The organism is Proteus sp. NMG38-2 (assembly GCF_020640995.1).
Classification (GTDB): domain Bacteria; phylum Pseudomonadota; class Gammaproteobacteria; order Enterobacterales; family Enterobacteriaceae; genus Proteus.
The window spans coordinates 421,544-443,133 of the sequence record NZ_CP085481.1 but is presented as its reverse complement, the minus strand read 5'-3'; the positions used below and the strand labels follow the sequence as shown (position 1 = coordinate 443,133).

At 41.6% G+C, this 21,590-nt stretch carries 15 protein-coding genes, 1 tRNA gene and 3 rRNA genes; 4 read left to right on the top strand and 15 right to left on the bottom strand.

Features of this window, described 5'->3' with window-relative positions; translation table 11 throughout:
- Window positions 1-3 precede the first annotated feature (3 nt).
- A complete protein-coding gene (locus LG402_RS02200; RefSeq protein ID WP_166539709.1) occupies window positions 4-1,254 on the bottom strand; it encodes an NRAMP family divalent metal transporter in 1,251 nt (416 codons plus the stop codon).
- A gap of 467 nt (window positions 1,255-1,721) precedes the next feature.
- Here LG402_RS02200 and LG402_RS02195 point away from each other — a divergent pair, with 467 nt between their 5' ends.
- Window positions 1,722-2,381, top strand: a complete 660-nt coding sequence (locus LG402_RS02195; RefSeq protein ID WP_166539708.1) for a GntR family transcriptional regulator — start codon at window positions 1,722-1,724, stop codon at window positions 2,379-2,381.
- 147 nt (window positions 2,382-2,528) lie between these two features.
- Here the strand turns inward: LG402_RS02195 and rrf are convergent.
- The 8 genes from rrf to pepQ form a co-directional block, all read right to left on the bottom strand.
- Window positions 2,529-2,644: ribosomal RNA gene (gene rrf / locus LG402_RS02190) — 5S ribosomal RNA — on the bottom strand.
- 116 nt (window positions 2,645-2,760) lie between these two features.
- A 23S ribosomal RNA gene (locus LG402_RS02185) occupies window positions 2,761-5,837 on the bottom strand.
- A gap of 367 nt (window positions 5,838-6,204) precedes the next feature.
- Window positions 6,205-6,280: transfer RNA gene (locus LG402_RS02180), tRNA-Glu, on the bottom strand.
- Between the two features lie 84 nt (window positions 6,281-6,364).
- A 16S ribosomal RNA gene (locus LG402_RS02175) occupies window positions 6,365-7,907 on the bottom strand.
- Together the 16S, 23S and 5S rRNA genes with 1 tRNA gene alongside form the textbook arrangement of a ribosomal RNA operon.
- A 418-nt stretch (window positions 7,908-8,325) precedes the next feature.
- Window positions 8,326-8,856: a menaquinone-dependent protoporphyrinogen IX dehydrogenase gene (gene hemG, locus LG402_RS02170; protein ID WP_109408608.1), complete on the bottom strand. Its 531-nt coding sequence runs from the start codon at window positions 8,854-8,856 to the stop codon at window positions 8,326-8,328.
- A gap of 20 nt (window positions 8,857-8,876) precedes the next feature.
- Window positions 8,877-10,328, bottom strand: a complete 1,452-nt coding sequence (trkH, locus tag LG402_RS02165; protein WP_166539232.1) for a Trk system potassium transporter TrkH — start codon at window positions 10,326-10,328, stop codon at window positions 8,877-8,879.
- 25 nt (window positions 10,329-10,353) lie between these two features.
- Window positions 10,354-10,974: an IMPACT family protein gene (locus tag LG402_RS02160; protein WP_109408607.1), complete on the bottom strand. Its 621-nt coding sequence runs from the start codon at window positions 10,972-10,974 to the stop codon at window positions 10,354-10,356.
- Complete coding sequence (gene pepQ / locus LG402_RS02155; RefSeq protein WP_109408606.1) at window positions 10,974-12,308, bottom strand: Xaa-Pro dipeptidase; 1,335 nt, start codon at window positions 12,306-12,308, stop codon at window positions 10,974-10,976. Before pepQ ends, LG402_RS02160 begins: the two co-directional genes overlap by 1 nt.
- A gap of 267 nt (window positions 12,309-12,575) precedes the next feature.
- On the opposite strand from pepQ, the gene fadB reads away from it, so the two are divergent.
- Together fadB and fadA are read left to right on the top strand one after the other, a co-directional pair.
- Window positions 12,576-14,756, top strand: coding sequence for a fatty acid oxidation complex subunit alpha FadB (gene fadB, locus LG402_RS02150; protein ID WP_227336349.1), 2,181 nt, complete (start codon window positions 12,576-12,578; stop codon window positions 14,754-14,756).
- 11 nt (window positions 14,757-14,767) lie between these two features.
- Entirely contained in the window at window positions 14,768-15,931 is a 1,164-nt protein-coding gene (fadA, locus tag LG402_RS02145; protein WP_166539234.1) for an acetyl-CoA C-acyltransferase FadA, read from the top strand.
- 144 nt (window positions 15,932-16,075) lie between these two features.
- Here fadA and fre read toward each other — a convergent pair whose 3' ends face one another.
- The 3 genes from fre to pepE form a co-directional block, all read right to left on the bottom strand.
- Window positions 16,076-16,777: an NAD(P)H-flavin reductase gene (gene fre / locus LG402_RS02140; protein WP_210812965.1), complete on the bottom strand. Its 702-nt coding sequence runs from the start codon at window positions 16,775-16,777 to the stop codon at window positions 16,076-16,078.
- Between the two features lie 15 nt (window positions 16,778-16,792).
- Window positions 16,793-18,262, bottom strand: a complete 1,470-nt coding sequence (gene ubiD, locus LG402_RS02135) for a 4-hydroxy-3-polyprenylbenzoate decarboxylase (RefSeq protein ID WP_166539243.1) — start codon at window positions 18,260-18,262, stop codon at window positions 16,793-16,795.
- Window positions 18,263-18,381: 119 nt separating this feature from the next.
- Window positions 18,382-19,107: a dipeptidase PepE gene (gene pepE, locus LG402_RS02130; protein ID WP_023583493.1), complete on the bottom strand. Its 726-nt coding sequence runs from the start codon at window positions 19,105-19,107 to the stop codon at window positions 18,382-18,384.
- A 287-nt stretch (window positions 19,108-19,394) separates the two neighbouring features.
- Between pepE and rfaH the strand changes: the two genes are divergently transcribed.
- Window positions 19,395-19,895 carry a transcription/translation regulatory transformer protein RfaH gene (rfaH, locus tag LG402_RS02125; protein WP_109408601.1) on the top strand — a complete coding sequence of 167 codons (501 nt, stop codon included), beginning with the start codon at window positions 19,395-19,397 and terminating at the stop codon, window positions 19,893-19,895.
- 62 nt (window positions 19,896-19,957) lie between these two features.
- Here rfaH and tatC read toward each other — a convergent pair whose 3' ends face one another.
- Genes tatC through tatA form a run of 3 tightly spaced genes read right to left on the bottom strand, consistent with a single transcriptional unit; the run spans window position 19,958 to window position 21,541 of the window.
- Window positions 19,958-20,746 carry a Sec-independent protein translocase subunit TatC gene (gene tatC / locus LG402_RS02120; protein WP_109408600.1) on the bottom strand — a complete coding sequence of 263 codons (789 nt, stop codon included), beginning with the start codon at window positions 20,744-20,746 and terminating at the stop codon, window positions 19,958-19,960.
- Window positions 20,747-20,749: 3 nt separating this feature from the next.
- Complete coding sequence (tatB, locus tag LG402_RS02115; protein WP_166539237.1) at window positions 20,750-21,268, bottom strand: Sec-independent protein translocase protein TatB; 519 nt, start codon at window positions 21,266-21,268, stop codon at window positions 20,750-20,752.
- Between the two features lie 3 nt (window positions 21,269-21,271).
- Entirely contained in the window at window positions 21,272-21,541 is a 270-nt protein-coding gene (tatA, locus tag LG402_RS02110) for a twin-arginine translocase TatA/TatE family subunit (protein ID WP_006535549.1), read from the bottom strand.
- Window positions 21,542-21,590: the final 49 nt, after the last annotated feature.

Genomic DNA, 21,590 nt, shown 5'->3' with positions numbered 1-21,590 from the left:
CCTTTAAGCAATATTGAGGTAGTTGAAAATCGCACCTACTGACATGATGCCCATATACCAAGTCAGTACACAGACTAAAATGCCTGACCATAACAGCCATGCTGGGTATTTATAGCCATTCATTAAGTCTTGACGACGCCATGCAACAAAAATAAACAGTGTCATACCAATAGGTAAAATTAGACCATTAAAACCACCGGCAAAGACTAATAAAGCAGCGGGCGCTGTTCCCATCATCATATAAATAGCTAATGAAACAGCAATAAAGATAATGGTTGCGATATTACGCTGGCGCTCAGTGATCCCTTTTTTAAACACAGTGATAAATGACATAGAGGTATAAGCAGCACCAATAACACTAGTAAGAGCGGCTGCCCATAAGATAAGACCAAAGATACGTAACCCAGTTAAACCCGCAGCATGTTGAAATGCTTGTGAAGCAGGGTTTGCAGCATGGCTAGAAATATCTAATGTTACACCACTAGCTACAACACCTAAAATGGCAAGGAATAAAATGTAGCGCATCAATCCAACAACTAAGATACCTTTTGTTGCAGCGCTCGATACGGCTTCAATATTCTCAATACCCGTCGTTCCCTTATCAAGAAGGCGATGAGCACCTGCATAACAGATATAACCCCCTACTGTTCCACCCACAATTGTGGTAATTGTGGCAAAATTAATAGAGTCAGGTAAAACCGTTTGTCTTAATGCTTCACCAATCGGTGGATTAGAAGCAAACATAACAAAAACAGTGAGTAAGATCATGACCATACCAAGAATAATAATCATACGATCAATAAAGTTACTGGCTTTGCGTGAAGAGAAAATATAGATCGCAAGTAATGCACTTAAGATCCCACCCCATTTAGGATCTAGCCCAACCATCGCATTAAGCCCTAATCCTGCACCTGCAATATTACCAACGTTAAAAACTAAACCACCGAAGATAACTAATATCGCCAGCAAATAGCCACTTCCCGGGATAGCTTTGTTGGCAATATCCGAAGCGCGCATATTGGTTACCGTGATCACTCGCCAAATACTTTGTTGCACAATAAAATCAATCACAATCGACGCTAAGATCCCAAACGCAAATGCGGCACCCATTGTCGCCGTAAAGGTTGCAGTTTGTGTAATAAAACCAGGACCAATTGCTGAGGTTGCCATTAAAAAAATAGCGGCAATCAAAGAAGAACGTCTACTTTTTATAAACGAAGTTGGAGCTGTATTTGCAGAATCTTGTGTAGCCATAAGCTACCCCCTTTATCATCATTATTTTAATTATTATTACTAAGGCAATTTGCATGCCATTGTTGAGCATGAATATCTGATTGTTAATCAGCTGATATTAGATTGTTGAACAATTAATAATAATAGATGAATAAATAAGCAAATAGATTTAAATATAGGATGATAAAAGTGCAAAGAAGATCGCATTTTTAACATTTTATTGACAATTGTAGGTAATTTATTCGTATCAAAAATGCACGGGAATGAAGCATAAAAAGATAAGATGCACAAAAATAGTGCATATAAATGAAGAAAAATAAATTTGAGTATTAAAAATTAATAAAGAAAAAATCAATTTTTTTAATAAAAACAAACTGAAAGCAATATTGTAGAGAGTGATAAGTGCAACATACAGCGACAATAGAGGTTATATATTGTAAAGCTCACTGATAGAATAGATGTTTCTATTAAGCTAATAGCAGAAGATAATGCAGAAAAAAACATCGCCACAAATTCTTTCTCAAAAAGTTGCCAATATTATTCGGCAAAAAATCACTATCGGAGAATTACCTCCTGGTGAAAGACTTTCAGAAACCGCATTAAGTGAAACGCTAGAGATATCTCGTAATACCTTGAGAGAGGTTTTTCGTGTATTAACTCAAGAAGGGCTGTTAACTTATAAACCTAATCGTGGTGTTTTTGTTTCAGTGCCAGATATGGCAAGTATCATGGATATTTATCGTGTAAGACGATTAATTGAATGTGATGCTCTGCGACATTCTTATCCTATGCACCCTGCCATTATTAGAATGCAAGATAGTGTCGATCAAGCAAAAAAGTTTCAAGAACAACAAGATTGGAGTGGTGTCGGAACCTGTAACATGCATTTTCATACCGCTATCGCTGAGCTTTCTGATAGTCCCAGATTATTTAAGCAATACCAGCTTATTTTAGCTGAATTACGCTTAGCATTCGGCTTATTAAATGATCCTCAATTGCTACATGCACCTTATATTGAGAAAAATGAACAGATTTTAATGCTGTTAATGGATGGCAAAGCGCAAGAAGCGGCGATGGCAATGGAAGACTATTTGGAAATTTCAGAAAGGACTGTGCTAGCTGCTTTTTCTCGTCATAATTTTTGTTAATTATTCAATTAATAATAAAATGCCCTATATTGGGGCATCTAAATAGCGATAGCGTGATTTTTCATTATTATTCGATTTAAAAACGATTTAAAAACTCTAAACGCAAAAAAGCCAACCCATTGGGTTGGCTTTCTCGTCTTATTTAATGCCTGGCAGTTCCCTACTCTCACATGGGGAGACCCCACACTACCATCGGCGCTACAACGTTTCACTTCTGAGTTCGGCATGGGATCAGGTGGGACCGCTGCGCTATGGCCGCCAAGCAAATTCTGTTTAATCACCCGTTACTCCGATTTCTCGTCATAACCAGCAATTTCAATCTTAAACAAGCTTACTTCATCTACTTTTCGTCTCTCAGACAAAACACCTTCGGTGTTGTCAGGTTAAGCCTCACGGTTCATTAGTACTGGTTAGCTCAACGTATCGCTACGCTTACACACCCAGCCTATCAACGTCTTAGTCTTAAACGTTCCTTTAGGTCACTCAAGGTGACAGGGAAGACTCATCTCGAGGCAAGTTTCCCGCTTAGATGCTTTCAGCGGTTATCTCTTCCGCACTTAGCTACCGGGCAATGCCATTGGCATGACAACCCGAACACCAGTGGTGCGTTCACTCCGGTCCTCTCGTACTAGGAGCAACCCCTCTCAATCTTCCAACGCCCACGGCAGATAGGGACCGAACTGTCTCACGACGTTCTAAACCCAGCTCGCGTACCACTTTAAATGGCGAACAGCCATACCCTTGGGACCTACTTCAGCCCCAGGATGTGATGAGCCGACATCGAGGTGCCAAACACCGCCGTCGATATGAACTCTTGGGCGGTATCAGCCTGTTATCCCCGGAGTACCTTTTATCCGTTGAGCGATGGCCCTTCCATTCAGAACCACCGGATCACTAAGACCTACTTTCGTACCTGCTCGAGCCGTCACTCTCACAGTCAAGCTGGCTTATGCCTTTGCACTAACCGCATGATGTCCGACCATGCTTAGCCAACCTTCGTGCTCCTCCGTTACTCTTTAGGAGGAGACCGCCCCAGTCAAACTACCCACCAGACACGGTCCCCGATCCAGATTATGGACCTAGGTTAGAACATCAAACGTTAAAGGGTGGTATTTCAAGGTTGACTCCATGCAGACTGGCGTCCACATTTCATAGTCTCCCACCTATCCTACACATCAAGGCTCAATGTTCAGTGTCAAGCTATAGTAAAGGTTCACGGGGTCTTTCCGTCTTGCCGCGGGTACACTGCATCTTCACAGCGAGTTCAATTTCACTGAGTCTCGGGTGGAGACAGCCTGGCCATCATTACGCCATTCGTGCAGGTCGGAACTTACCCGACAAGGAATTTCGCTACCTTAGGACCGTTATAGTTACGGCCGCCGTTTACTGGGGCTTCGATCAAGAGCTTCTCCCTAAGGATAACCCCATCAATTAACCTTCCAGCACCGGGCAGGCGTCACACCGTATACGTCCACTTTCGTGTTTGCACAGTGCTGTGTTTTTAATAAACAGTTGCAGCCAGCTGGTATCTTCGACTGGCTTCGGCTCCGTCCGCAAGGGACTTCACTTACCGCCAGCGTGCCTTCTCCCGAAGTTACGGCACCATTTTGCCTAGTTCCTTCACCCGAGTTCTCTCAAGCGCCTGAGTATTCTCTACCTGACCACCTGTGTCGGTTTGGGGTACGATTGTTGGTAACCTGAAGCTTAGAGGCTTTTCCTGGAAGCAGGGCATCAATTGCTTCACCACCTTAGTGGCTCGTCATCACACCTCAGCATTAAGTGACCGGATTTGCCTAATCACTCTGCCTACATGCTTGAACCGGGACGACCGTCGCCCGGACAACCTAGCCTTCTCCGTTCCCCCATCGCAGTTACCACCAGTACGGGAATATTAACCCGTTTCCCATCGACTACGCTTTTCAGCCTCGCCTTAGGGGTCGACTCACCCTGCCCCGATTAACGTTGGACAGGAACCCTTGGTCTTCCGGCGTGCGGGTTTTTCACCCGCATTATCGTTACTTATGTCAGCATTCGCACTTCTGATACCTCCAGCATACCTCACAGTACACCTTCGCAGGCTTACAGAACGCTCCCCTACCCAACAATACATAGTATTGCTGCCGCAGCTTCGGTGCATGGTTTAGCCCCGTTACATCTTCCGCGCGGGCCGACTCGACCAGTGAGCTATTACGCTTTCTTTAAATGATGGCTGCTTCTAAGCCAACATCCTGGCTGTCTGAGCCTTCCCACTTCGTTTCCCACTTAACCATGACTTTGGGACCTTAGCTGGCGGTCTGGGTTGTTTCCCTCTTCACGACGGACGTTAGCACCCGCCGTGTGTCTCCCGTGATAACATTCTTCGGTATTCGCAGTTTGCATCGAGTTGGTAAGTCGGGATGACCCCCTAGTCGAAACAGTGCTCTACCCCCGAAGATGAGTTCACGAGGCGCTACCTAAATAGCTTTCGGGGAGAACCAGCTATCTCCCGGTTTGATTGGCCTTTCACCCCCATCCACAAGTCATCCGCTAATTTTTCAACATTAGTCGGTTCGGTCCTCCAGTTAGTGTTACCCAACCTTCAACCTGCCCATGGATAGATCACCGGGTTTCGGGTCTATACCCTGCAACTCATTCGCCCAGTTAAGACTCGGTTTCCCTACGGCTCCCCTATACGGTTAACCTTGCTACAGAATATAAGTCGCTGACCCATTATACAAAAGGTACGCAGTCACCCCATCCTCAAATGTCCCGCTTGCTTTTACTGTCAAACTGGCTCGATTTTTTAACTTCCGTTGCTCGTGTACTTCTATGTACACTGCGCGACGGCTTGAAATAATCAATCCATTTTGTAGGTAAACGCTTCGCTGTTTTCGAGTGGTTTGTCCAATCACTCAGTGCAAGGCACTTGAGTGATGGGGCTCCTACTGCTTGTACGTACACGGTTTCAGGTTCTTTTTCACTCCCCTCGCCGGGGTTCTTTTCGCCTTTCCCTCACGGTACTGGTTCACTATCGGTCAATCAGGAGTATTTAGCCTTGGAGGATGGTCCCCCCATATTCAGACAGGATAACACGTGTCCCGCCCTACTCGTCGAGTTCACAATAACAGCATCTTCAGATACGGGGCTATCACCCTTTACTGCCGGACTTTCCAGACCGTTCTCCTGATGCTGCTATTGATTAAGACTCTGGGCTGTTCCCCGTTCGCTCGCCGCTACTAGGGGAATCTCGGTTGATTTCTTTTCCTCGGGGTACTGAGATGTTTCAGTTCTCCCGGTTCGCTTCATGACGCTATGTATTCACGTCATGATAATATCCATTGGATATTGGGTTTCCCCATTCGGAAATCGTCGGTTATAACGGTTCATATCACCTTACCGACGCTTATCGCAGATTAGCACGTCCTTCATCGCCTCTGATTGCCTAGGCATCCACCGTGTACGCTTATTCGCTTAACCTCACAACCCGAAGGTGTTTCTTCTTGAAGACGTCTGGGTGGTGATGGCTGTGCAGATTACATTTCGTCGTTGGGCAGTGCTCGCCATGCTCACATACTCATGTATGTTGCGCTGGCTGTGCGCTGGCCGCCTCGAACTGTAAATTGCTCGCTCATCCCACTTCGATGTCGAAAAACACATTCAAAGTTTGAGATTTTGAGAGACTCATCAATATACCTCGGTGATATATTGATTTGTTTTCAATTTTTCAGCTTGTTCCAGATTGTTAAAGAGCATAATAGTTAAAATAACTTGCTAAAATTATCTTAACTATTCTCTGATTTTCATCAGACATAGTGTGGTACGCCTTTCACTCATACCGCGCAATTGGCGTCCCCTAGGGGATTCGAACCCCTGTTACCGCCGTGAAAGGGCGGTGTCCTAGGCCTCTAGACGAAGGGGACTTCAGTCAGCTTCGCAGACGCGCTTTTGCTCGTTCTTCATCAGACAATCTGTGTGAGCACTACACATAACACGTATCTCTTAGGTAAGGAGGTGATCCAACCGCAGGTTCCCCTACGGTTACCTTGTTACGACTTCACCCCAGTCATGAATCACAAAGTGGTAAGCGCCCTCCCGAAGGTTAAGCTACCTACTTCTTTTGCAACCCACTCCCATGGTGTGACGGGCGGTGTGTACAAGGCCCGGGAACGTATTCACCGTAGCATTCTGATCTACGATTACTAGCGATTCCGACTTCATGGAGTCGAGTTGCAGACTCCAATCCGGACTACGACAGACTTTATGAGTTCCGCTTGCTCTCGCGAGGTCGCTTCTCTTTGTATCTGCCATTGTAGCACGTGTGTAGCCCTACTCGTAAGGGCCATGATGACTTGACGTCATCCCCACCTTCCTCCGGTTTATCACCGGCAGTCTCCTTTGAGTTCCCGCCATCACGCGCTGGCAACAAAGGATAAGGGTTGCGCTCGTTGCGGGACTTAACCCAACATTTCACAACACGAGCTGACGACAGCCATGCAGCACCTGTCTCAGAGTTCCCGAAGGCACTCCTCTATCTCTAAAGGATTCTCTGGATGTCAAGAGTAGGTAAGGTTCTTCGCGTTGCATCGAATTAAACCACATGCTCCACCGCTTGTGCGGGCCCCCGTCAATTCATTTGAGTTTTAACCTTGCGGCCGTACTCCCCAGGCGGTCGATTTAACGCGTTAGCTCCAGAAGCCACGGTTCAAGACCACAACCTCTAAATCGACATCGTTTACAGCGTGGACTACCAGGGTATCTAATCCTGTTTGCTCCCCACGCTTTCGCACCTGAGCGTCAGTCTTTGTCCAGGGGGCCGCCTTCGCCACCGGTATTCCTCCACATCTCTACGCATTTCACCGCTACACATGGAATTCTACCCCCCTCTACAAGACTCTAGCCAACCAGTTTCAGATGCAATTCCCAAGTTAAGCTCGGGGCTTTCACATCTGACTTAATTGACCGCCTGCGTGCGCTTTACGCCCAGTAATTCCGATTAACGCTTGCACCCTCCGTATTACCGCGGCTGCTGGCACGGAGTTAGCCGGTGCTTCTTCTGCGGGTAACGTCAATTGACAAAGGTATTAACTTTATCACCTTCCTCCCCGCTGAAAGTACTTTACAACCCTAAGGCCTTCTTCATACACGCGGCATGGCTGCATCAGGCTTGCGCCCATTGTGCAATATTCCCCACTGCTGCCTCCCGTAGGAGTCTGGGCCGTGTCTCAGTCCCAGTGTGGCTGATCATCCTCTCAGACCAGCTAGAGATCGTCGCCTAGGTGAGCCATTACCTCACCTACTAGCTAATCCCATATGGGTTCATCCGATAGCGCAAGGTCCGAAGAGCCCCTGCTTTGGTCCGTAGACGTCATGCGGTATTAGCCACCGTTTCCAGTAGTTATCCCCCTCTATCGGGCAGATCCCCATACATTACTCACCCGTCCGCCGCTCGTCAGCAAGAAAGCAAGCTTTCTCCTGTTACCGCTCGACTTGCATGTGTTAGGCCTGCCGCCAGCGTTCAATCTGAGCCATGATCAAACTCTTCAATTAAAAGTGTTTGATGCTCAAAGAAATCGAAAACTTAGCTATTCATAAATGAATTTACTTTTGTTGTTCACTCTTCAAGACTTGATACATCTAATATTTTAGAAGATATCGTCTCTGCGAGTGCCCACACAGATTGTCTGATAATTTGTTAAAGAGCAGTGCAACATTCGCTGCCGTTTCCGGTCTTCTGCGTTGTTGCGAGGAGGCGTATATTACGTTATTCCTCTGAAGAGTCAAGAGTTTTTTCAAACTTTTTTCTTTTCTCTTCGCTGTCCTTCGTGGCTGTTGTCAGCTCATCGTCGGTCAGTGGATGCGCATTATAGGGAGATCTCGGATTAGCGCAAGTGTTTTTTTAAAATAATTTTCCGTTCGTTCAAAACACCAACAAGACGTATAAAAACCCAACAACCAAGGTGGAATATCACTCAATTTTGGCAAAATGAGAGGCAAATTCGCTTACTTTATTCCAATCCGTATATTCAATTTCTTTTGTAGGATCAGTTTCACCTTTAGTCATCTTCATAATTAGCTGGATCATGACTCTATCAATCCATTTATAGCGAGGATAAAAAAGTGCACCAGCAAATACACCCGTTAACGTTGGCTTCCATGGGGTCTTATCTAGAAACTTACGCATATAAGCATTCGTCTCAGGTGTATTCTTTTCCTCTTTTCTGGCAGTAAGATTAACGCCAAAGAATGCGGTAGGCATACTATTCAATTGTGCAAGATGACGAGTGATAAATTTATCGAGAGCTTTATTAAAGTAACCATAACGAATAGAAGCACCCACTAAGACTTTATTATAAGCAGATAAATTTAAACTCTGCTGAACAGAGGTTAAATCTCTTACATCACATTCATAGCCGTGTTGTCTTAATTCATTCGCGATTTGTGTCATTATTTTTTTAGTTTGACCATCAGTACTACAATACAACAATAGCGCGCTCATACATCACTCCTTGTATTAGATTAATCACGCCAAAACGTTGGGGTAAATAACACTAATAATGTGAAAACTTCTAGTCGTCCAAATAACATTGTTACGACGAGTATCCATTTTGCAGCCGGATTCATTGTCGTAAAGTTATCAGCAACAATACCTAGTCCAGGCCCAAGATTATTTAATGTTGTTGCAATAGCAGAGAATGCAGAGAACTCATCAACCCCCGTTGCGATCAACAACATTAAGCTAATAATAAATACCAAAGCATAAGCGGAGAAAAATCCCCAGACGGCTTCAATAATACGTTCGGGTAATGCTCGATGGCCAAGTTTGATGGTATAAACTGCATTCGGGTGAACAAGACGTTTTAATTCACGATTCCCTTGTAGGAATAAAAGCAAGATACGAATGACTTTCAATCCCCCACCCGTTGATCCTGCACACCCACCAATAAAAGCAGAGCATAATAATAGAAGAGGTAGAAACGCTGGCCATTGTGCAAAACTGTCTGTTGCAAAACCAGCAGTTGTCGCCATAGAGACAACTTGGAAAAAGGCCTGGTTTATGGTTATCCATCCTGAATCATATACAGAATAAAGCCAAAGAATACCGCTACAGATAATGACTAATCCCAATTGAATTGAGATAAACATACGAAATTCAGGATCACGCCAATAAATATTAAGGCTTCTTCCTGTTAATACAGCAAAGTGTAAGCCAAAGTTACAACCGGAAATTAAAAGGAATACACCAATAATGATGTTAATGGTTGGGCTATTAAAATAACCAATACTGGCATCGTGAGTAGAAAACCCACCAATTGCAATAGTTGAAAAGCTATGAGAAATAGCATCAAACACATCCATGCCGGCAACCCATAACGCTAAAGCACAAATGATTGTAAGCAAGACATAAATAAGCCACAGTGCTTTTGCTGTTTCTGCAATTCGAGGTCGCATTTTATTATCTTTCAATGGCCCCGGCATTTCTGCACGATAGAGCTGCATTCCCCCAACACCTAAAAGAGGAAGAATAGCGACAGCTAATACAATGATCCCCATTCCCCCTAACCATTGAAGCATTTGTCGATAAAACAAAATAGCTTTAGGTAAGGAATCTAGCCCTACTAAGGTTGTAGCCCCTGTCGTAGTAAGCCCAGAAAAAGATTCAAAAAATGCATCTGTAATAGAAAGGTGTGGTTGCTCAGAAAAAATAAAAGGTAATGCCCCTACACTGCCCAATACAGTCCAAAATAAAACCACAATAAGAAAGCCCTCTTTAGGCTTTAGCTCACTTTTCTTATGTCGGTTGGGGATCCACAACATTAACCCAATGATTAATGCGACAATAAATGTTTGGCTAAATGCTCGTCCGGCACCATCTCGGTATATTAATGCAACAATACCAGGAATGATCATCGTGACAGAAAATAAGATAACGAGCAGTCCGACAATACGGGTTATTGAACGAAAATGCATTTAGCGATTTCCTTGGTAGCAAAGATTATTCATTTTTATCTAATGGGATTAATTGCATACTGCCACGACTCATATCGCGTAGTTTAATTTCCACTTCACCACTATGTACAGCTGGCAATGAAAGGGTAAATGTAACTTTATCAGTATATTCACTTGAGAGCACTTGCCCTTGATATTGTTCAACGACTTGTTCAAGTAATGAAACAAGTGAATATTCACACTCCACATTAAAGCGCAATTGTGGCACTTTTGTCTTTGTAGATAATATTTTTAATGCCTGCTGAACACCACTACCATAAGCACGAACCAACCCGCCTGTTCCTAATTTGATCCCGCCAAAATACCGAACAACCACTGCGGTTACTTCCCCCATTCCACTTCCTAAGAGGGGAGCTAGAATAGGTTTTCCCGCAGTACCTGTTGGTTCACCATCATCAGAAAATCCTAATTGTTGCGAATCATCTGGCCTACCAGCAACAAAAGCCCAACAGTGATGTCGGGCATCAGGAAATTGCTCTTTGATAGATTGAATATAAGCTTTAGCTGCATCAATACCCTCAGTGTGAGCAATAAATGTAATAAAACGGCTTTTCTTTATTTCTTCACTGAACTCTACAGTTTCAGCGGGGATCAAATACGCTTTCATCAGGCTAAGTGTAAGTCTCTAGTCATATTTTCAATTTTGTTATCGTGGATAATAATATTATCTTCAATACGAATGCCACCAAAGGGTTTGAAGTGTTCAATTTGCTTCCAATTAAAATGAGTGCTGTATTTTCCTTCTTTCCAAGGCTCTAATAAAGAATCGATAAAGTAAAATCCAGGTTCAATTGTTAATACCATGCCTGGTTCAACAATACGGGTACAACGTAAGAATGGATACATAGCAGGAGCTGCTAAATGAGTTCCTTTATCATCTTGCATAAACCCAGCGGCATCATGAACTTGCAGACCTAAAGCATGTCCTAAACCATGAGGCAAAAATGGTGTCGTTAAGCCAGCACTCACCATCTCTTCTTCACTAACACCTTTCACAATACCGTATTTGTTGAGTAATCCAGCAATACGTTGATGCATTTGAACATGATATTCCGTGTAACGCACACCCGCTTTCATCGTTGCGATCAACGCTTGTTGTGCATCATTCATATCTTTAACTAAAGATGTAAATTCATGATTTTCTTTTGCACTATAAGTACGAGTTATATCAGCAGCATAACCATTATATTCTGCGCCAGCATCAATAAGGAAACTACGATATTCATCTGGTGATTCATGATCTAATTTTGTGTAATGCAACACAGCCGCATGCTCATTTAATGCAACAATATTCCCATAAGGTACATCGGTATCACGATGACCTGTTGCCATTAAGTACGCCATATTAATATCAAATTCACTTAATCCCGCTTGGAAAGCTTCGCGTGCAGCAATATGTCCATTCACTGCCATTTTCTGCGCTTCACGCATACAGGCTAATTCATAACCTGTTTTATAGGCACGATAGTAATGATAATAATTAAGAAGAGATTGATTATTAATATTATCAATACTCACACCTAATGATCCCGCTCGTTGCGAATTTGGGCCAATATAAGCAGTATTCTTATTAATATAAGGAGTAAGTTCTTTTTGAATATCATCAACATTTTTGAGATGAATTAATTCAATTTCATGCGTCCAATAGCTATTTGGTAGGGCTTCAACACTATGCCAATAATCAACTGGAGAATAAAACCATAATTTTGGTTTATTAACACCATCGACTAATAACCAGCAATGAGGTACATCAGTCACAGGTACCCATGCTTTAAAGTGTGCGTTAACTTTAAAAGGATAATCACTGTCATCAAGAAAAATACGAATAGGCTCACCAGAATGAATTAATACGGAATCAAGATGGTGTCTGGATAAAGCATCACGAGTACGATTTTGTAGAGTTTTGATATGTTCTTGGTACAGAGAGAGCAATTTTTCCATTATTAATTACCTTATCTTATTCATTGTTAATGATTCAGCTTAACACGCCAACTCTTTTAGTGGCTAACACCATAACAAAAATAGATTATTAGCGATTTATTTCACTTATTTTTATCAAATAGAGCAACAATATAAAATTCAATGAGTTAAATAATTTCACTGTGATCCCTCCTGCAGTTTTTTAATCAATTATTTGCATTTATTTAACATTGTATTCACACTCTTATTATCTGGTCATACCAGTCTATACTTTTAGGGAGAATACAAATGCTCTATCAAAGCGAAAATATTCAAGTCGATTGGGTGAAACAAGGTATTGTTGAACTCGTTTTTAACGCCAAAGGCTCTATTAATAAATTAGATACCAAAACAGTTGCGATGCTAAGCGAAGCTTTAACCGTATTAGAGGCAACACAAGATCTAAAAGGTGTTATTTTACGTTCTGAAAAACCTGCCTTTATTGTCGGTGCTGACATCACTGAGTTTCTATCCCTATTTGATGCCCCTGAAGAAGAATTGACTCAGTGGCTACACTTTTCTAATCAGATCTTTAGTCGACTCGAAGATTTACCCGTTCCCACCATCTCTGCTATCAATGGTTATGCACTTGGTGGCGGCTGCGAATGTGTACTTGCAACCGATTTCCGAATTGCATCCCCTGATTTACGTATTGGTCTCCCAGAAACCAAACTTGGGATCATGCCCGGTTTTGGAGGTTCAGTACGTCTTCCTCGTTTAATTGGTGTCGATAATGCATTAGAAATTATTACTGCGGGTAAAGATGTTGATGCTCAAACTGCACTTCAAAATGGGTTGATCCAAGCTATTGTGCCACTGGAAAAATTAAAAGAGAGTGCACTTTCTCTAATAGAGCAAGCGATTGACGGTAAGATTGATTGGAAGGCCGCACGTTATCCGAAAACAACGCCATTAAGATTGACAGAACTTGAACATAAGATGTCTTTTGGTGTGGCTAAAGGCATGGTGATGAAAGTAGCTGGCCCTCATTATCCAGCTCCGATCACCGCAGTAAAAACTATCGAAAAAGCAGCCTTCCTAAATAGAGATGAAGCACTCGCTCTTGAAACTGAAAATTTTGTCAAACTCACGCGCACTGATGTTGCTAAAGCCTTAGTTGGTATTTTTCTCAATGATCAGTATGTCAAAAATATCACAAAAAAACGGAATGCAGAATTACCTAAACAAGCAGCAGTATTAGGTGCGGGCATTATGGGCGGTGGAATTTCCTATCAATCAGCCTTAAAAGGTATTCCGGTTATTATGAAAGATATTAACCAAAAATCCCTTGAACTGGGTATGAATGAAGCGCTAAGCCTATTACAAAAACGCCAAGAAAAAGGTCGCATGACCGCTGTTGATATGGCCAAAACACTCGCCTCTATTCAACCAACACTAAATTATGCCTCTGTCAGCGATGTAGATATTGTGGTTGAAGCCGTTGTTGAAAATCCAAAAGTAAAAGCAGCTGTACTTGCAGAAACAGAAGCATTATTAGCAGATAACGCAATCCTTGCTTCCAATACCTCAACGATACCTATCTCATTGCTCGCAAGATCCTTAAAACGCCCAGAAAATTTCTGTGGTATGCATTTTTTTAATCCTGTCCATCGCATGCCTTTAGTGGAAATTATTAAAGGCGAAAAAACCAGTGAAGAGACCATTAACCGTATTGTTAGTTATGCAAGCAAAATGGGCAAAACACCTATTATTGTTAATGATTGCCCTGGCTTCTTTGTAAATCGAGTCCTCTTTCCTTATTTTGCAGGATTCTCTCTATTGCTAAGAGACGGTGCTGATTTTATTGCTGTTGATAAAGTGATGGAAAAAGTATTTGGTTGGCCAATGGGTCCAGCTTATTTACTTGATGTTGTGGGTATTGATACTGCTAATCATGCTCAAGCTGTTATGGCTCAAGGCTTCCCTGACAGAATGGGAACAATTGAACGAGATACTATTGCACTGTTATATGAACAACAGCGATATGGGCAAAAGAATAATCATGGTTTCTATAATTACACGGTTGATAAAAGAGGTAAAAAACAGAAATCCGTTGATGAACAAATTCAAACACTCATTCAACAAAATGTGGGTAAAGCACAAGAGTTTAGTCAAGACGCGATTATTGCTCGCATGATGATCCCAATGATCAATGAAGTTATTCGTTGTCTAGATGAAGGTATCATTGCTTCACCGGCCGAAGCTGATATCGCACTAGTATATGGCTTAGGCTTCCCTCCTTTCCGTGGTGGTGTATTCCGTTACCTCGATACTATTGGAACAGCGAAATTTGTTGCAGATGCACAACAATATGCGTCATTAGGGCCACTTTATCAAATCCCTGAAAGCTTAAAACAAAAAGCGCAACACAACGAAACCTATTATCCAAAACCCACAAAAGTAGATGTTAACATCAGAGAACTCGCTTAAGGAGAGATGAAATGGAAAAGGTTGTCATAATTGATGGTATTCGTACTCCTATGGGACGCTCTAAAGGTGGTGCTTTTCGCCATGTTAGAGCAGAAAATCTCTCTGCTCATCTGATGCAAGCACTACTAAAACGTAATCCTAATATTAATCCTAATGATATTGGCGATGTGATTTGGGGTTGCGTACAGCAAACCTTAGAACAAGGTTTCAATATTGCACGTAACGCTGCATTATTAGCCGAACTTCCTCATAAAGTGCCGGCGGTCACGGTTAATCGCTTATGTGGTTCATCAATGCAAGCATTACATGATGGCGCTCGCCAAATTATGCTTGGTGATAGCCAAGTGGCATTAATTGGTGGTGTTGAACATATGGGTCATGTGCCAATGACTTATAATGCAGATTTTAATCCATCACTTAATCTTTCTGTTGCTAAAGCCTCATTTTCCATGGGTTTAACGGCAGAAATGTTAGCTAAATCATTCCAAATTTCACGTGAAGAGCAAGATAAATTTGCTTATCGTTCTCACCATTTATCGGCTCTTGCGACACAACAAGGCTATTTTGATAATGAGATAGTGGCTATCAATGGTCATGATGCAGCGGGTAATTTCATCAATGTCAGAAATGATGAAGTTATACGTTATAACCCAAGTCTTGATGATTTAGCACAACTGAAACCTGTATTTGATCCCGCAACAGGCTCTGTAACAGCCGGAAATTCATCCGCAGTTTCGGATGGTGCATCAGCGATGTTTATTACCAGTGAACGTTATGCTAAAGAGCACAATTTAAAACCTCGAGCTGTTATTCGTGCTATGGCTGTTACAGGATGTGATCCCGCAATTATGGGTTATGGTCCTGTTCCTGCCACAGAAATTGCATTGAAAAAAGCAGGATTAGCACTCAGTGATATTGATATTTTTGAACTCAATGAAGCTTTTGCAGCACAATCATTAGCTTGTATGAAGAAAATGAATCTACTAGAGAGCCTAGATGACAAGATTAATTTAAACGGTGGTGCAATTGCCTTAGGACACCCTTTAGGCTGCTCCGGTTCACGTATAACAACCTCGTTACTCAATATTATGGAACGTAAAGATGCACAGTTTGGCTTAGCCACAATGTGCATTGGATTAGGGCAAGGTATTGCAACGATTATAGAACGTGTTTAATGCGATATTTTGTATATCCACGTTCTTATCGTTAGGTAAGTATTCTTTTCGATTGCATGGTTAGAAACCATTTTCCCGCCGTCAGGGGCGGGTTTTTTTTTATGGTTTTAAAAACAAAATCGATAATAGCGCGGTAAAACGTTATCAAATAAATTCAAATGCATCACTAAATAAACGAGTCTTATCTGCATTACGTTCATTACAAAAGCGCTCTCTAGCTATTTTGGCCATTTCAAAACGCCCTGCAATGTAAATATCATATTCTGATAAATCACCGAAATCTTCGCTTATAGCGGTTAATACCGTACCTTTCCTACCTCGCCAAGTCTCATCTGGTTGTTCAACCACGGGGACAACGGTTAAAGAAGGATGCAACTCTGATAATTCTTGTAACTCATTGAGATCATAGAGGTGAACGCTTTCTCTTCCCCCCCAATAAATTGTAATAGGTCGCTGTGGATTTTCAGCTAATGCTGCCAGTAAAATTGAATGGGTATAAGAAAATCCCGTACCTCCAGCAATTAATAGTAGAGGACGCTGACTATCTTTTTTAAACCATGCATTTCCATGAGGAATATCAATGGTGAGTTGCTGTTTTTCTAAAATCACATCAAGCACAGCCATCGCATAAAGATTGAGTTCAGACGCACCAATATGAAGTTCAATAAAGTCTTTATTTTCAGGTATAGATGCAATAGAAAAAGGACGTTTATCACGTTCATCCATAACGGCTAAAAGATATTGCCCAGCCTGAAAATCAAATTCGCCATCGGGTAATAGCCTTACCCGATAAACCGTATCTGTCATCGGCTCAACAAGTGAGACTTTACAATTCAGTATTGCCATGTTGTTCCTCTGTTATTATTTAAGAATATCGAGCTGTTCCCAAATAGTATCGACTCGTTGCTTAATTTCATCAGACATCACAATAGGTCTACCCCATTCTCTATCTGTCTCACCCGGCCATTTGTTGGTTGCATCAAGACCCATTTTTGATCCTAATCCTGAAACAGGTGAAGCGAAGTCGAGATAATCAATAGGCGTATTTTCCATCATAATGGTATCTCTTGCAGGATCCATTCTGGTTGTGATTGCCCAAATCACATCTTTCCAATCTCTTGCATTGACATCATCATCGCAAACAATCACAAATTTGGTGTACATAAATTGCCGTAAGTAAGACCAAACTCCCATCATTACGCGTTTAGCATGACCCGCATACTGTTTCTTCATTGTCACAACCGCTAAACGGTAAGAACATCCTTCAGGAGGTAAATAAAAATCTACAATTTCAGGAAACTGTTTTTGTAATATCGGAACAAGCACTTCATTAAGTGCAACACCTAATACTGCGGGTTCATCAGGTGGGCGCCCTGTATAGGTGGAGTGATAAATTGCATCTTTACGGCGCGTTAAATGCGTAATGGTAAACACAGGGAAAGAATCAATTTCATTATAATATCCTGTGTGATCGCCATATGGTCCTTCTGGCGCAAGCTCGCCCGGTTCAATGTAGCCTTCAAGAATAATTTCAGCACTTGCAGGCACTTCAAGATCATTCGAAAGGCATTTTACAACTTCTGATTTATTTCCGCGTAATAAGCCTGCGAAAGCGTATTCCGATAATGTATCAGGTACTGGTGTTACAGCACCTAAAATAGTAGCGGGATCTGCCCCTAATGCCACGGAAACAGGGAATCGTTCACCTGGATGTTTTTGACACCATTCTTGAAAATCTAAAGCACCACCTCGATGCGATAACCAACGCATAATCACTTTGTTTTTACCCAGCACTTGCTGGCGATAAATACCCAGATTTTGGCGCTCTTTAAATGGGCCACGAGTCACCGTTAATCCCCAAGTAATTAAAGGTGCTGCATCTTCAGGCCAACAATGCATAACTGGGATCTTTGTTAAATCAACATCATCACCAGTTAAAACTACTTCCTGACAAGGTGCTTTACTCAAGCGCTTCGTTGGCATATTTAAAACTTGCTTAAACTTGGGCAGTTTATCAAAAAGATCACGAAAGCCTTTCGGTGGATCGGGTTCTTTTAGAAATGCCAATAATTTGCCGACTTCATGCAAAGCTTTAACATCATCTTGTCCCATTCCCATTGCCACACGCTCTGGTGTACCGAATAAGTTACAAAGCACTGGCATATCAAACCCTTTGGGATTTTCAAACAACAGCGCTGGCCCACCGGCACGTAAAGTTCTGTCCGCTATTTCGGTCATTTCAAGGTAGGGATCTATTTCAAAGGTGATACGTTTTAATTCACCCTTTTCTTCTAATAATGAAAGGAAATCTCTTAAATCGCGGTATTTCATCATAATCTTACGAGCCAGTGAGTGAAAGAAAAGAGGGCAATGCCCTCTTTGAGACGCTATAAGCTAAACGCATAACTCACTAAAATGCAATGCTTTTTATTTGATAGCGTTTACTATACTTATAAACAACGGAATGGAACCCATTCTGAAAGTAATTTAGTATCAAACTGTTCAGGAAAAGTTTTTCCATGTTGGAAGATTTTAAAACCTTCATTTTTAGCGCTGTAATAATGTAATTCTTCGCCTTGAATATATAAGTAACTTCCTTCACGGATAGCCACAACAATCTCTTCAGGGTTAATAGCACAAAATTCGGCAATACGCTCATCGCGTGTCTCACCCATATGACCACTAATAGATGCATCAATGTAATGTGGGTTAATTTGAACAGGGAATAAGCCGAGCGATGGCATAATAACAGAGGAACGTACTGGCATATCATTAGTTGTACGAATTGTCGGAGTTGCAACGTTACAACCTGCGCTCCAACCAATATAAGGAATATTACGTTCACGGACAGCACGTTGAATAGGAACAACTAATCCTTTTTCATGCAACATTTGGTTTAATAACCAAGTATTACCACCGCTAACTAAAATGCATTCCGCATTATTGATTGCATCAACTTCTGAATCGAAATGCTCAATACAAGTCACTTCAATACCTAACACTTCTGATAAATCACGAGCACGTTGGTCATGATCAGAACGAATAACAGCATAGGCAATTAATACAGCAGAACGAATACCACGTTTTTTGATCATGCTATCGATATTATCTTTCGCATAACTTAACCATCGTGGATCCCCGGCAATTTTTCCGTTACTTAATAAAAAAACTTCCATTACAGAACCTCTTTATAATTATGAATAGAATTCTAAGATAATTATCTTGAAAGCTTTTTCTTGTTTTTACCATCACTTTTTTGTCAACTTGTTACCTCTATCTGAGATCCAACTGAAAGTAACAAAAACGACCTCTTTTATTGCGTATGAACACAGCTTTTCTGTTTTTTTTCCGGTATAAAATTGCGTTAGGCTATTTTTATTTAAACCCAATAGATAACTGTTACCTTAATTATAAATTTGCTATTATCACTTAAATTAAAATTAACTAACTTATTGTCTCTATTATGAAAAAATGGCACTTGCTGTATTGTAAGCGAGGACAAATTCCTCGCGCTATCGAACACTTAGAACGTCAGCAAGTGGGCTGTTTCACACCGATGGTTACCATAGAAAAAATAGTAAGAGGAAAACGCACAGCAGTAACCGAGCCTCTTTTTCCTAATTACCTTTTTATCGAGTTTGATCCTGAAGTGATCCATACCACGACCATTAACTCAACACGTGGAGTGAGCTCATTTGTTCGCTTTGGGCAATATCCTGTCACCGTTCCCCAAGATGTGATTGATACATTACAAATACCCCAACTTTCATCACTCACTTATAGCGAAGAAAATGTACCTCATAGTGGAGATAGCGTATTAATTACAGAGGGTATTTTTCAAGGGATCCAAGCTATATATCAAGAGCCTGATGGTGAGGCTCGCTCAATTTTGCTTTTAAACATATTAAATAGTGAAGTGAAAAAATCAGTGAGTAATAAAGAATTTAAAAAAGAGTCTCCCTAAAAAAATTAACCCAGCTATTGCTGGGCTAATATCATATGATTTCAGGAAACTTGTTCCTAAAACTATTTTTGCTGTTCTGTTTCAGCTTCCGCCTCTGCTTCCTCAGCTTCTTCTTCAGGGGTTTTTCTTCGACCGTTACCCACATAAAAACGTGATACCATGACACCGATTTCAAACAGTAAGTACATAGGTATTGCTAATAAGGTTTGAGAGAAAACATCTGGTGGCGTCAATACCATACCAACGACAAAAGCACCCACAAGAATATAAGGACGTTTTTTCTTTAATGCTTCTGGAGTTGTTACACCACTCCAGCACAGTAAGATAATCGCAATAGGTACTTCAAATGCCGCACCAAACGCCATAAATAGCGTCATCACGAAGCTGAGATATTTACTGATATCTGGAATAAAGTTAACCCCTTCTGGGGTTGTATTAACAAAGAAGCCAAATGCAAGAGGGAACACAACAAAATAAGCAAACGCCATGCCGAGATAGAATAATACCGTACTTGAAACAAGTAACGGCAACATCAGGCGGCGTTCATGTTTATACAATGCTGGTGCGATAAAAGCCCATACCTGATAAAGGATAACAGGTACAGAAGCAAAAACGGATACCATGATTGTCAATTTAATCGGAGTCAAAAAAGTAGAGGCAACATCTGTCGCACTCATATTTGACCCTTGTGGCAACTTATCGAGTAATGGAGCCGAGACTAATTGATAGATATCGTTAGAAAAATAAACCAGCCCTAAAAAAACCACTAAAACAGAAACCAAGCTATACATTAAACGCTTGCGTAGTTCTATTAAATGGCTGATCAGCGGTTGGGTATCATTTACTGCCATGTTTTAATGCTCACCATTAACCTGATCAGTTATTTTTTTCTCTATCGTTACTGTTTTAGTAACAGGAACTTCTGTTTTTGTAACACTTTCTGCCACAACAGGTTTATGGCTGTTAGCATCATCATTAACTTCATCAGCTTCAGCAAGCGCAGCAAGATCAGAAGGTGAAGGTTCCGTAGAGTCGGTTTTTACAGACTGCTCTGTTGTTGAGTCTGGCGTTGAAGGTGCTTGATAAGTCTGCTTTAAAGACTGTGCAGCCTCTTTTAACTCATCCATAGACGCTTTTAACTCTGGCGATAGCGTTTGTAAATTTGCTTTCTCTTCAACTTTCTTCAAACTCTCTTGGAGTTCTTGAAGCTTCAGTTCTTGAGTTAGCTCATTTTGTACATTCGCAGCCAAAGAGCGTAGCGCTCTTACCCAGCCAGCAATTGTTTTTACTGCTACGGGCAAACGTTCTGGCCCCAGAAAAACAAGACCAATCACCATGACCAATAGCAGCTGACTAAAACCAATGTCAAACACGGTTTACACCTGCTCTTTGTTTTTGCTCTCAGTTGTAGACTTCTCTTCTGTTGAAGTCTTCTGCGCTAAATTTTTAGTATCAAAATCTGCGTCGTTATTTGTTTTTTCAGCGTTGTTGGTGTCTTTATCTGCAGCTTCGTCACCAATCGCTTTTTTAAAGCCTTTTACTGATGCACCTAAATCTGAGCCCAATGTGCGCAGTTTATTTGTACCAAATAATAAGACAACGATGACAGCGATGATGAGTAATTGCCAAATGCTAATACCGCCCATTTTATGTTCCTCAACTATTTTCGGGGTTATACTTAATAACAGTGCCCAT